The organism is Reichenbachiella sp. MSK19-1 (assembly GCF_003590315.1).
Classification (GTDB): Bacteria; Bacteroidota; Bacteroidia; order Cytophagales; family Cyclobacteriaceae; genus Reichenbachiella; species Reichenbachiella agariperforans.
The window spans coordinates 39,634-52,629 of record NZ_MIER01000002.1; the positions used below are offsets into that span (position 1 = coordinate 39,634).

Annotated in this window: 13 protein-coding genes; 7 read left to right on the forward strand and 6 right to left on the reverse strand. The window is 43.0% G+C overall.

What is annotated here, in order from left to right:
- Positions 1 to 131 precede the first annotated feature (131 nt).
- Positions 132 to 893: an SDR family NAD(P)-dependent oxidoreductase gene (locus BGP76_RS00320; RefSeq protein WP_119843199.1), complete on the reverse strand. Its 762-nt coding sequence runs from the start codon at positions 891 to 893 to the stop codon at positions 132 to 134.
- A gap of 161 nt (positions 894 to 1,054) precedes the next feature.
- Between BGP76_RS00320 and BGP76_RS00325 the strand changes: the two genes are divergently transcribed.
- A complete protein-coding gene (locus BGP76_RS00325; RefSeq protein WP_119843200.1) occupies positions 1,055 to 1,486 on the forward strand; it encodes a thioredoxin family protein in 432 nt (143 codons plus the stop codon).
- Here BGP76_RS00325 and BGP76_RS00330 read toward each other — a convergent pair.
- Both BGP76_RS00330 and BGP76_RS00335 read right to left on the reverse strand, forming a co-directional pair.
- Positions 1,483 to 1,881, reverse strand: a complete 399-nt coding sequence (locus tag BGP76_RS00330) for a hypothetical protein (RefSeq protein ID WP_073120408.1) — start codon at positions 1,879 to 1,881, stop codon at positions 1,483 to 1,485. The two genes, BGP76_RS00325 and BGP76_RS00330, sit on opposite strands and share 4 nt — an antisense overlap.
- Positions 1,882 to 2,028: 147 nt before the next feature.
- A complete protein-coding gene (locus BGP76_RS00335; protein WP_084190380.1) occupies positions 2,029 to 2,727 on the reverse strand; it encodes a Lipl32 family lipoprotein in 699 nt (232 codons plus the stop codon).
- Positions 2,728 to 2,884: 157 nt separating this feature from the next.
- Between BGP76_RS00335 and BGP76_RS00340 the strand changes: the two genes are divergently transcribed.
- Entirely contained in the window at positions 2,885 to 4,834 is a 1,950-nt protein-coding gene (locus BGP76_RS00340) for a tetratricopeptide repeat protein (RefSeq protein WP_119843201.1), read from the forward strand.
- A 33-nt stretch (positions 4,835 to 4,867) separates the two neighbouring features.
- Positions 4,868 to 5,515, forward strand: a complete 648-nt coding sequence (locus BGP76_RS00345) for a response regulator transcription factor (RefSeq protein ID WP_073120405.1) — start codon at positions 4,868 to 4,870, stop codon at positions 5,513 to 5,515.
- Between the two features lie 51 nt (positions 5,516 to 5,566).
- Here the strand turns inward: BGP76_RS00345 and BGP76_RS00350 are convergent, their stop codons facing one another.
- From BGP76_RS00350 to BGP76_RS00360, 3 genes are all read right to left on the reverse strand, one after another.
- Positions 5,567 to 6,010 (reverse strand): Dps family protein, encoded by a 444-nt coding sequence (locus BGP76_RS00350; protein WP_073120403.1) that lies wholly within the window; start codon positions 6,008 to 6,010, stop codon positions 5,567 to 5,569.
- Positions 6,011 to 6,113: 103 nt separating this feature from the next.
- The gene (locus BGP76_RS00355; protein WP_119843202.1) at positions 6,114 to 6,842 is read right to left on the reverse strand and encodes a polyprenol monophosphomannose synthase; all 729 of its coding nucleotides are present in this window, start codon (positions 6,840 to 6,842) and stop codon (positions 6,114 to 6,116) included.
- A gap of 58 nt (positions 6,843 to 6,900) precedes the next feature.
- Positions 6,901 to 8,289, reverse strand: a complete 1,389-nt coding sequence (locus tag BGP76_RS00360) for an arginine decarboxylase (RefSeq protein WP_073120399.1) — start codon at positions 8,287 to 8,289, stop codon at positions 6,901 to 6,903.
- Positions 8,290 to 8,434: 145 nt separating this feature from the next.
- Between BGP76_RS00360 and BGP76_RS00365 the strand changes: the two genes are divergently transcribed.
- Genes BGP76_RS00365 through BGP76_RS00380 form a run of 4 tightly spaced genes read left to right on the forward strand, consistent with a single transcriptional unit; the run spans position 8,435 to position 12,988 of the window.
- Positions 8,435 to 9,352, forward strand: a complete 918-nt coding sequence (locus BGP76_RS00365) for a dimethylarginine dimethylaminohydrolase family protein (RefSeq protein ID WP_119843203.1) — start codon at positions 8,435 to 8,437, stop codon at positions 9,350 to 9,352.
- Positions 9,352 to 10,293 (forward strand): citrulline utilization hydrolase CtlX, encoded by a 942-nt coding sequence (gene ctlX / locus BGP76_RS00370; protein WP_221409825.1) that lies wholly within the window; start codon positions 9,352 to 9,354, stop codon positions 10,291 to 10,293. Before BGP76_RS00365 ends, ctlX begins: the two co-directional genes overlap by 1 nt.
- A 3-nt stretch (positions 10,294 to 10,296) precedes the next feature.
- Positions 10,297 to 12,084 (forward strand): arginine--tRNA ligase, encoded by a 1,788-nt coding sequence (gene argS, locus BGP76_RS00375; RefSeq protein ID WP_119843204.1) that lies wholly within the window; start codon positions 10,297 to 10,299, stop codon positions 12,082 to 12,084.
- Between the two features lie 10 nt (positions 12,085 to 12,094).
- On the forward strand, positions 12,095 to 12,988 hold the full coding sequence (locus BGP76_RS00380) for a 1,4-dihydroxy-2-naphthoate polyprenyltransferase (RefSeq protein WP_119843205.1): 894 nt from the start codon (positions 12,095 to 12,097) through the stop codon (positions 12,986 to 12,988).
- Positions 12,989 to 12,996 lie beyond the last annotated feature (8 nt).

The following is a 12,996-nucleotide window of genomic DNA, read 5'->3' on the forward strand; positions in this document are numbered from 1 at the left end:
AGAGATAGCAAATGAACCTCAAAGACTTTTATGGCAAGTACAAGAAGTATTTTAGGATAGATCTTTTTTTCTATCTCTTTATGCTGTTTTTTCTCCTATTCTTGTTTTTAGTAATAGGGGTCGATTGAGCTTTAGTGAACGTAGCTACCAGCGTTGAGGTCAATCGTACTGCCTGTGGCGTGATCTGCCATACCACTGGCTAAGAAAGTGACCATGGGTGCTATATCTTTTGGTTCGGTGAGGCGTTCCAGTGCTAGGTCTCCTGTCGCATGTTCACTGCCGTATTTTTCTATGGTTTCTTTTCCCATGTCTGTCCGGACGATCCCTGGAGCGATGCTAAATGCTTTGATACCTTGTTTGCCATACGCGCGTGCTATCGTTTTGGTGAGGGAAACTAACCCCGCTTTAGATGCAGCATACGCCATGTACTCGGCGGTATCTCCTCTGAAGGCAGCCCTAGAAGTAATGTTAATGATTCGGCCTGTGGCGTTTCGTTTGATGAAATGCTCCACAATTTTTTTGCACAACACTCCGCAGGAGGTGAGATTGACTTGAATGGTCGTATTCCAAGTCGTCATCCAGTCGGTTTCCTTTGCGTCAATGTTGACAGGCATGGCAACTCCTGCGTTGTTGACGAGGATTTCTATGCTACCCATCTCTAGGACGACTCGGTCGAAGAGGTTTGCAGCTTCGTCTGGCTGAGATAGGTCTGCTTGGAAAGCACGGGATTCATTACCGAGAACTTGCGCGAGGTTTTCGGCCTCTCTCATGTTTTTGTTGTAATGCACGGCGATGGTAGCACCCGCTTCGGCGAGTTTCGTCGCGATGGCTTTGCCGATCCCTTTGCTCGCACCTGTGACGAGTATGTTAAGTCCTGATAGATTGATGTACATGCGTCAAAAAATTGTCACCGTTAAATTAACGTGCCGCTGACGAAAAATGGATGAATTGTTTCCTTTTTCAATCCATCGAATAAAAATATCTAAGAAACGAATCTTGAAAAGAAGGGAGTCGTTAGATTTCCGAATCATAAAGTCATTTTAAAAGGAAGAATATGAAGGCATTAATCTTTACCATAGTCATTGGCCTGTCTACGATATTGTATACTCAGGCACAAGATACAGCCATCCAGTGGTATAGTGTAGAAGAGGCGCAGGCGATGCAGTCCAGTGTGGAAAAACCGATTTTTGTTGACTTTACGGCGGTTTGGTGTGGCTGGTGTAAGAAAATGGATCAGACGACCTTCTCGGACGAAGAGGTAGCTGAGAAAATGAATGCAAGTTTCTATCCTGTAAAATTAGATATAGATAGCCCTGAGCAATTTATGTTTGGAGGGAAAAAAGTGACTGCTAAAGAATTAGCGCAAGGCGTAGGGATTACTGGGTTGCCAACCATGGTGGTTTTTGATCCCGACTTGAGCTCACACGAACTCATCGTCGGATACCAAAAGAAAAATCAGTTTTTGGGTACTATAGAAGCGCTTTAGCTCACATACATTTGAATAACTCCAAGTGATATACTAGACAAACTCAAGAAGGTACGGAATAGGGGAATCTTCTGATAAGGTAGTGCTGTGGGCTTAAGATGCTGCGATACGGTCAGGTTGAAGGAAGTGATGGCGTCATTAAGAATGAAGCCTCCCAGCGTGACAACTGTCAAATTGGTACCGATACGAAGGAGCAAAAGTGCGTCTAATTGCTCAGTAGACTCTATGGATAGTGTGAGAGATAGAATAGTGTAAAGCCCCACTGCACTAAAAGCCATGCTGACTATAGCCTGTAGCGTATGGAGTGTGGAGTTGTTAGCCTGTAGTAGGTGTTTGACCAATAGAAGGATCAGTGAGAGGGTGCCTAGCCCGATAGATAAATAGCTTTCGATCATGATTGAAAAGATAAAATGACTGGCTCTTTAGAATAAGGCGAGGTTAGTAGGTCAATGAGTGCCGTATCAAAAAAACCAGTCTGTATGTGTAGAGTCCTCAGTTTTGGGGTTAGGCGGAGAAAAACTGAGGACTCGAATAGATTGTTATTATTGGTTGATCTGCTTGTTCAACTCGTCTAGTGTTTTGGCCATTGCTACACCTGGGAGTTTGATAGGTGCTGCTACCTCTGCTAGGAATGTACCGTTGACTTCACCTGTTTTGTATGTCGTGAAACCTACTCTGTATAGACCTACTGTAAGTGCTTTAGTCGGGTTACCTACTTCACTTTTGTATCTCAAGAGTGAGTTGTAGTTGCTACCACTTGGCTGACTAGGCATCTCGCTGCTGTCGTCATTTCTTTCTAGTGTTGTCCATTTAGCACTAGATACAGCGGCTTCATTGATGTCATCCTTAGAGATGATAGTAGATCGCTCTAGTGTGATGTAGGTGTCAAAATAGTCTTTGTCACCTGCGTGATCTGCATAGTCTGCCGCTTCTATAGCGTTTTTTACTTTGGTTTTTCCGACTGGAGACATCATTCTCACACCTAGTTCAGGAGCTACTGCGGGTACCCAGATATAGATGTAGTAGAATTTTTTACCATCTACAGTAGCGTCTTCATTGCCAGCAGCTGCATAGCCGAGGTATGATACGACATCTGTATAAGGTACTTTGATGGTTTTTGGGCCAACGGTTTTTTCTGTAAGGCTACCGAAGCTGCCTAGTTTTTGAGCAGAAGTATTTGTTGCGAAAACGACACATAGTGTCATTGCAATAAAACTAATTTTTGATAGTGTGCTTTTCATCTTTATATATGATTTTTTAAATAATACTTTGCAATATTAGATTGTTGGTTATCTCTATGCATCGCTATAAATAGCGAAAAAAAAGAATCACTATTTTTAGTGAGCTCAGTGAGGTGTCATGTTATCTTTGAAAAATGAATAGAGTTTAACCCCTCAAATGCTAGAAATTAACAAACTTATTTTATCTGTTTTACTCCTCTTTATCCTTGTGTTTTCTATATCAGAAGGCCAATTATTTGCACAAATAATTGATCAAAAAGCTGATGTTGACGCTTTAATAGTTCGTGCAGAGGGACTGATTTATGATGTTGATAGTATGGAGGTGTTATTACATAAAAGTGTTGAGCTCAGTAAAATAGCAGGTTATGATTTGGGACTAGCAAAGAGTTATTTCCTCTTAGGGGAGATGTACTATCGTTTGTTAGATAACAAACGGTCTCTAGATTATTTGCAGAGTGCCAAAGAGCTTTTTGAGGTTTCGAGAGATGGGGAATATTTGATGGTCTTGCATAAGACAATGGGCAATGTGTTGCGTAATATGGGTGAGCATAAGACAGGAATGCAACAGTATAAAATAGCCTTAAGATACGCTGAGGAGCTGGAGATTAAAGAGGAAATTCTTAAAATAAAAAATAACATTGGGATTGTACATCAAGAGCAGTCTCACTATGAAGAGGCTATAAGGTATTTTAACGAAGCTCTGGCTATGAATCCTTCGATGAAAGCAAAAGTTACAATTTTGGGGAACATTGGTTTGACAAAACAAAAACAGGGACATTTCGATAGTGCAAGCTATTATTATGAATTTGGATTGAACTTAGCTGAACAGGTGCAGGATAGTGCAAGTGTTTATGTGATTGTTGATTATCTAACCTCATTGTACTGGGAAGAAGGGCGGGCTCAAGAAGCATTGCCTTTTTGTTTGGACTTAGTGAATTACAGTTTGAGTCAGGGCAATGAGATAGCACTTGTTCACCCATATAATATGCTTGGGTTGATCTATAATCAGTTGAAGTCTTATCAATTGGCAGATGACTACTATCAAAAGAGTCTTGAATTAGCGCGAAAATATGAGCTTAGTAATGAGGTGTTCATTCTTGCCAATATGGCTATTAATCAAGCAGCATATGGAAATTACAAACTGGCCTATGATAATATGTTTGTTCATTCCCAAATGAAGGATACCCTGTATTCCTTAGATAAGAATAAGCAGTTAGAGGAAGTTCTTGCTAAGTATGAATCAGAGAAGAAAGAAAAGGAAATAGCAATGTTGCAATCCGAGCAACTTATGCAAAAGGCTAATTTGGAGAAGCACGAGTTAATTAGGAATGTGGCCATAGTAGGCAGTGTGTGTATGTCGATTGTGCTTATTTCTTTCATTTTCGTGTATGCGCAAAAACTAAAGACAAGTCAGTTGTTGGCGCAGAAGAATGACGAGATCAATCAACAAGTAATCAAAGATATTTTAAAGGAAAACGAAATTAAAACCATTAAGGCAAGTTTGGCAGGTCAGGAGCGGGAGAGAGTTCGTATAGCCAAGGAATTACATGATGGAGTAGCGGGTTCTTTGGCTGCTGTCAAATTGAACTTAAGACATGTTGAAGATAGCAAAGGGTTAGGGCTAGATCTGATTATTTCTGCGGTGGGAGATATCTACGAAGAGGTCAGGAGTTTGTCGCACAACCTTACACCGTTCAAGGTTATGAGTGCTCCGTTTGTCGCTTTGATACAGGATTATGTGCATGAGATAGCAGATGCTACGGGGGTAGATTTTCAGCTCGTCACCTCTCAGGAGTTGAATTTGAATGATATGCCAGTTCAGTTCAAAGTGGATCTGTATCGGATTATTCAAGAACTCGTCGCAAATGTAGTGAAACATGCTAGCGCAAAGTCTGCAGAGGTGTCGCTGACGAAAAATGATAGAGAAATCAATCTGATCGTGGAGGATGATGGCCGAGGGTTTGATCGCTCTCAAAAGAACAAAGGGATCGGTTTAGAGAATATCAAACACCGATTGGAAACATTGAAAGGGACAATGCATATCGATTCGAGTGTAGGGAGAGGGACGATTGTTAACATCGACTTGACTGTTCCAGTGGTGGCGTAGATTTGGTAGCGTACAGTTTTTATAGAGATAGGAATGCAAAAAAGTATAAAAGTACTAATCGTAGATGATCATCAAATGTTTTTGGATGGGTTGTCGTCTATACTGGTAGGTGACGAACAGGTAGAGGTGGTGGGTGTTCTAACGGATGCTAGAGCGGTAATCGATACTTTGAAAGACGCACCGGTAGATGTAGTGGTGACAGATGTGAGTATGCCGCATATGGATGGGATACAGTTGAATGCCGAGTTAAAAAAGCGAAATATACAAGCGAAAGTATTGGTACTGACCACTCATAATGATCCTGATATCATTCAGAAGCTCATCAAAGGAGGGGTGGATGGTTATCTGCTAAAAAACGCAGAGAAAAACGAATTGCTAACGGCTATCAAAACAGTAGCTACTGGGGGCAAGCATTTTTCGCAGGAGGTTCAAAAGAAGTATACAGAGAGCCTGTTTTCGTCTGCTACGACTAGCAGTACTGTCCAGACTGCTTTGAGCAAACGGGAAAAGGAAATTTTACATTTGATCGTGGAAGAGTTTACGGCTCAAGAAATCGCAGAAAAGCTTTTTATTAGTCAACATACCGTCAATACGCACCGTAAGAACCTCTTGTCCAAACTTGGAGTGAAAAACACGGCAGGTTTGGTAAAGCAGACGATTCTCAAAGGATTACTAAAATAGAAAAGCCATCTTATCTGATAAGATGGCTTTGTGTAGGAATGCTTTATTTGATTATTTCAACCAAGCTTTGTACATCCAGAGTGTTTTTTCTTGCTCCTCGACGAAGGCTGACATTTGGTCTTCGGTACCACTGTCATCGACGGCACCTGCGGCTTCTTTGATTGCTTTCTCCTTAATGATGATTTTTTCTAGGTTGGAGACGATGGTTTTGACTGCAGTCTCATCATCGTGGACATTCTTTACAGGGACTAGCTCTGCAGTATCCAAATAATCTTGGAAGTTGTGAATCGGGGTGCCGCCTATCGTTAAGATTCTCTCTGCGATATCGTCTACTTTGACATTGGTCTCGGTATAGAGTTCTTCGAATTTAACATGGAGTTCAAAGAAGTTTTTTCCTTGGATATTCCAGTGAAACCCTCTCAGGTTTTGATAGAAGATTTGATAATCTGACAGTAACCCGTTTAACTGGTCTATAATATTTTGATTCTTGATCATGATCTATTTGTTTAAGTTCTATTCACTACAAATAACGCAAAGACAGCACCTTAGGATCAGAAAATTGAATCAAATTAGGAGATGGGATGATAAGTATTTTCTATCAGCGAATATACTTTTTGAACAAACTCTTGATTTTCATTTGTATCACCCCGATAACAGCCTCTTTGAATATGCCTCGGCTCATTTTGGAGTGCCCTAGTGTGCGATCTGTGAAAATGATAGGTACTTCGGTGATTTTAAAATTGTACTTCCATGCCTGGAATTTCATTTCGATTTGGAATGCATAGCCCACAAAGTGGATATTGTCTAGGCCGATGGTATCGAGGACTTCTCGTCGGTAGCATTTGAAACCTGCTGTGGTGTCTTTGACGGGGATGCCAGTGATGAACTGAACGTAGATACTGGCAAAGTAAGACATGAGTACACGATCCATAGGCCAGTTGACGACATTGACTCCTGAGATGTAGCGAGAACCGACGGCCATGTCATAGCCATCTTCTCGGCAGGCAGTTCGGAGACGGATCAGATCGGCAGGGTTATGCGAAAAATCGGCATCCATCTCGAAGATGTAGTCATAGCCATGATCTATCGCGAATTGGAAGCCTGTGATATAGGCAGTCCCTAAGCCAAGTTTTCCTTCTCGTTCGATGATATGAATCTGCGGGTGCACCTCCATCATTGATTTGACTAGGGTCGCTGTTCCATCGGGTGATCCATCGTCCACGATCAATACATCAAAGCCTTGATCCAAATCGATCACAGTTTGTATGATGGCTTGGATGTTTTCTTTCTCGTTGAAGGTGGGGATTATGACTAGACTATCGTTCAAGGATATGTTTTCTATGGTGTTAGTGGCTAAATTAGGACGGTTTTAGGAGTCAACGGTTTCAATAGCCAAGTATCTTTAACATTTGTTCGCTACTTTGTTCGGGGGCGAACAATCTTGAAACCATGTTTCCGTCAGCATCTTTTTCTATGATCACATGCTTGGCAGCAGGGATCAGACAGTGCTGTATCCCGCCATAGCCTCCGAGTGATTCTTGGTATGCCCCCGTATTGAAGAAGCCAAAGTATAGCGATTGCTCTTTTTTAATTTTAGGGAGGAAAACTTCTGCAATATGTGCCTCTGAGTCATAGTAGTCCATGCTGTCACAGGTCAGCCCACCTATGTTGACACGGTGATAGTCATTGTTCCATAGGTTGATGGGCAGCATGGTAAACTTGGTGTTCAGACCCCACACATCTGGCATGTGTGTGATGAATGAGCCATCCATCATGTACCATAGTTCCTTGTCATTTTGGAGTTTTTGGTCCAAAACAGAGTATATATTAGCACCACTTTCTCCTACGGTATAGCTCCCGAACTCCGTAAAGATATTAGGGGTAGGAACATCATGCTCCTTGCAGATGCTTTGGATTTGCTCTACAATCTGATCGACCATGTAGGCATAGTCATATTCGAAGTGAAGTGAGTTTTTGATTGGGAATCCACCTCCTATATCAATAGACTCGATTTCTGGACATACTTTTTTGAGTTCGCAGTATTTGTTGACAAAGCGACTCAGTTCGTTCCAGTAGTAGGCGGTATCCTTGATCCCTGTATTGATGAAATAATGCAGCATTTTGAGCTGTCCTTTGGTCTTGCCTTTGATACGCTCTTCGTAGAAGTCCACGATCTTATTGTAGCGTATCCCTAGTCTGGACGTGTAAAAGCTAAAGCTCGGCTCTTCGTCAGAGGCCACTCGCAACCCCATCTGGTAGTTGTCATTGACGTGCTGCTCGTAGTATTCGAGCTCCTTCATATTGTCTAGGATGGGGAGGCAGTTCTTGAAACCATCATTGAGCAGGCCACTGATTTCCTCCACATATAGCGGTCTTTTGAATCCGTTGCAGACGATATAGGTCTCTTTCGTGATTTGTTTTTTGGCGTAGAGACTTTTGATGATGGAGATGTCATAAGCAGACGAAGTTTCTAGATGGATGTCGTTTTTGAGTGCCTCTTCTACCACGAACTGAAAGTGCGAAGACTTGGTGCAGTAGCAGTAGGTGTATTTCCCCTGATAGTTTTTTCTCTCCATTGCCTCTTTGAATAGTTGTTTGGCATTTTGGATTTGTTCGGAGATTTTAGGGAGGTAGGTGAGTTTGAGAGGAGTTCCGTACTCGTTGATGATTGCTTGAAGGTCGACACCATGAAAAAACAAATTATCATCCTTTACTTCAAATTCTTTCGTGGGGAAATAAAAGGTTTGGTCTATCAGGTCTATGTATTTATTCATCTAATTTGGAGTCAACGTTTTGCTTTATTAAATCCTACAAATATCACAAAAAATGAAAAACCACCATCAATTATTTATGTTTTCGGACTTTGAAATGTTTTGTATAAAATACGGTTAAATTTGCAGACCCAAAAAATGAGCAATAATGATAAAATTGATGATTAAGGACGAAACTGCACCACTAGAAGCTGTGGTGCTGGGGACGGCTATGAGTTTAGGAGGGACTCCTGATCTGGCACATGTCTACGATCCTAAATCGCGAGAACATATCATCGACGGGACGTTCCCAAAAGAAGAAGATTTAATCCGCGAAAACGAAGCTTTCAAAGCAGTGCTGGAAAAACACCATGTCAAAGTATATCGTCCCGAGACCTTAGCTGATACCAATCAGGTGTATGCCCGCGATATCGGTATGGTGATCGACGAGACTTTCGTTATGCCTAATATTATAGAAGACAGAGAGCACGAAAAGGATGGGATAGCCTATCTGATCGATCAGGTGAGCCCAGAGGATATCCTAGTGATGCCCGAAGGGGCGCATGCGGAAGGTGGTGATGTGATGCCCTGGAAAGGTCGCTTATTCGTCGGCTATTCAGAGGAGGAGGACTATCAAGCCTACAAGGTGAGTCGAACCAATCGTGCAGGACTTGAGTTTTTGGAGCAGCATTTTTCCAACTATGAGGTGATAGGTTTCGAATTGAAAAAATCGGATACAGATGCCAAGGCCAATGCATTGCATCTGGATTGTTGTTTTCAGCCTATCGGGCGAGATCAGTGTATTATCTATAAGGGGGGATTCAAAAATCTATCCGATTACGAATGGTTAGTAGCAGAGTTCGGGGCGGACAACTGTATTGAGATCACGCAAGATGAGATGTATCACATGAATTCCAATGTGTTTTCGATATCACCAGAAGTGATCGTGAGTGAAGCAGGTTTTGATCGGCTGAATACCGAGCTCGAACGGCGTGGTTTTACAGTAGAGCGTGTGCCTTATACAGAGATTTCTAAGATGGAAGGATTGTTTCGTTGTTCTACTTTACCACTCAAAAGAAGCTACTAATGGGAATAAATACAACTTCCAGCATACTGATGATACGACCTGTGAGCTTCCGGTTCAACGAGGAGACAGCCGTCAATAATTATTATCAAAACAAGCCAGAAGAAGAAGCGCAAGAAGATATTCAGACCAAGGCATTGGAGGAGTTCGATGATTTCGTAGATAAGTTGACAACTGCAGGCGTGGAGGTGGTCGTCGTGAATGATACGCTCAAGCCTGAGACACCAGATTCGATTTTTCCGAACAATTGGGTGTCGTTTCATCATGACGGTACGATAGGTGTTTATCCGATGTTTGCAGAGAACAGAAGACTGGAGCGCCGCGAAGAGATATTCGATATCCTAGAAGAGAGAGGGTTTGAGATCACACAGGAGATTCACCTTACGGATTTCGAACATGTAGAGAAATACCTAGAAGGTACGGGCAGTTTAATTCTCGATCGAGAAAATAAGATCGCGTATGCTGCACTTTCAGAGCGAACCAACCCCGATGTGTTGTTGGCATTCAGGGAACAGTTCGGGTTTCGCATCGCTGATTTTGTGGCGAATCAATCTGTGAATGGCGAGCGGCTTCCCATCTACCATACCAATGTCATGATGTGTCTGGGAGATGAGTTTGCGGTGATATGTCTAGACGCTATAGATGACATGGAGGACAGAGATGCAGTGATCGAAACACTGGAGGAGTCAGACAAGGAAATCATCGAAATCACAGAAGAACAGGTGGGGCAGTTCGCAGGGAATATGCTCCAGGTCGAGAACCATGAAGGAGAAAAGATGATGGTCATGTCGTCTACAGCCTACAACAGTCTTGACCAAAGTCAAATAGATAGAATTTTAGCGTACAACAAGGAGATCATCCATAGTTCGCTTAATACGATAGAAACATTAGGAGGAGGCAGTGCCCGATGCATGATGGCAGAGATCTTCCTTCCGAAATCATAGATTATGAATATTGCTTTAGATATACAAAAAGCGCTACAGTCTGCGCTACAAGACTTATACAGCCATGAGGTAGAGCAATCTACACTTGGCTTACAACCTACACGCAAGGAGTTCGCAGGAGCTTATACTTTTGTGACTTTCCCGTATGGGAAAATATCCAAGAAAAGCCCTCAAGACACGGCACAGCAGATTGGTGAGTACCTCACTGAGAAGTGTCCAACTGTATCAGGTTTCAATGTAGTCAAAGGCTTTTTGAATATCGAAATTGCAGATCAAGCATGGTTGCAAGTACTCAACGAAGCGATGGCGGATGAGCACTATGGTTTGGGAGAGAAAAAAGAGCAGTCAGTCATGGTGGAGTACTCTTCGCCTAATACCAACAAGCCTCTTCACCTTGGGCACTTGAGAAATATCTTTCTAGGATACTCGGTGGCTAAAATCTACGACGCACTAGGTTATAATGTAGTGAAGGTACAGATCATCAACGATCGAGGGATACATATCTGTAAATCCATGATCGCCTGGCAAAAGTTCGGAGAAGGAGAGACGCCCGAATCTTCTGGACTGAAGGGTGATAAGCTCGTAGGTAAGTACTATGTGGCGTTTGACAAGGCATACAAAGCAGAGGTAGCTGAGATGGTCGAGTCAGGCAAAACCAAAGAGGAGGCGGAGAAGCAAGCGCCTTTGCTACTCGCAGCGCAAGAGATGCTACGTCAGTGGGAGGCCAAAGATCCAGAAGTGTATACACTTTGGGAGACGATGAACGGCTGGGTCTACGATGGGTTTGACAAGACCTATGAGCAGATGGGAGTGGATTTTGATCAGCTATACTATGAGTCTGATACCTATCTGCTAGGCAAGGATGCCGTAGAGGCTGGATTAGCTACTGGTCACTTCTTTGAAAAGGAAGATGGCTCTGTATGGATCGACCTGACGGACGAAGGACTAGACCAAAAAATCGTTCGTCGTAGCGATGGGACAGCGGTCTATATGACGCAAGATATCGGTACCGCTATCCAGCGATTCAAAGAGTACCCAGGGCTAGAGCGTTTGGTCTACACTGTAGGCAATGAGCAGGACTATCACTTCAAGGTGCTGTTTCTGATCCTAAAGAAGCTTGGTTATGCCTGGGCGGATGGATGTTTTCATTTGTCATACGGGATGGTGGATTTGCCATCTGGCAAAATGAAATCAAGAGAAGGAACTGTAGTGGATGCGGATGACCTGATGGGAGAGATGATTCAGATCGCGGAGGATCATACCCGTGAGCTAGGAAAGATCGATGGCTTTAGTGATGAGCAGGCGGCGGTACTCTACGACACGATCGGTATGGGAGCGTTGAAGTATTTTCTACTCAAAGTAGACCCAAAGAAACGTATGCTTTTTGATCCCAAAGAATCGATAGAGTTTCAAGGGAATACTGGCCCATTCGTACAGTACACTTTTGCGCGTATCTCAGCGATCCTGAGACGTGCGGCGGAACTGGGAGTGGCAGAAGGAGCCGTTGCAGATAACATCACTTTCACTGCTAATGAAGCCGAGCTGATCTATTTGATCTCCGAGTGCCAAAACAAAATACAGCTCGCGGCTGACGAGTACAGTCCGGCGGTGATCGCGCAGTATGTCTATGATCTAGCCAAGGAATACAACAAGTTCTATGCAGCACAGGCCATCTTTACCGAAGACGAAGCGGAGCAGGTGGCGTTTAGAGTACAGTTATCTGGACAGGTGGCTCGATTGATTAAACTAGGTATGTCGCTACTGGGTATCCACGTACCAGAGAGAATGTAATAGCAGAGAGATGATTAAGCATTGGTTAGAAGCATTTAGACTAAGGACACTGCCTTTGGCTCTGTCTAGTATTATCATGGGAGGCTTTTTGGCTGTCAAAGCCAACGCTTTCTCCTGGGATATTTTTGGTTTATCTATTCTCACCACGGTTTTCTTGCAGGTCCTGTCCAATCTGGCCAATGACTATGGGGATTCGGTACATGGAGCGGATAGTGGAGACCGACAGGGACCACAGCGTGCCGTGCAGACTGGAGCGATTAGCGCCACAGCGATGAAACGAGCGATGGTGCTATTCGCTGGACTTTCTTTGGTCGCGGGTCTAGCATTGCTCTATGTTGCTTTTGCTGATCAGCTGATCTATGTCTCGATCTTTTTGGGCGTTGGTTTATTGTCTATCTATGCGGCGATTACCTATACCTCTGGCAAGAATCCCTATGGCTACATGGGCTTGGGAGATATTTCTGTGTTTTTGTTTTTTGGACTGGTCGGAGTACTCGGTTCGTACTTTCTGTATACTCGGTCTTTTGATACGTGGGCTGTTTTGCCTGCGATCAGTTGCGGACTGTTCGCCACCGGCGTACTTAATGTCAATAATATCCGTGATATAGAGTCGGACAAGAAAGCGGGTAAGCGGTCGATCCCTGTACGTATTGGACGGAAAAGGGCGGTCTATTATCATTGGGTTCTTTTATTAGGAGGTGTGTTAGCTGCATTGTGTTTTGTATTGATAAATTATCAATCTCCTGTTCAATTTTTATGGTGTGGTACTATACCGCTATTTGTTATTAATGCTCGTGCAGTTTTTTTCAAGACAAGTGCTACTGAGTTAGATCCGTATCTAAAACAACTAGCCTTGAGTACTTTAATATTTGTAGTCAGTTTTGGTATCGGTATGCTTTTCTGATTTTGTAG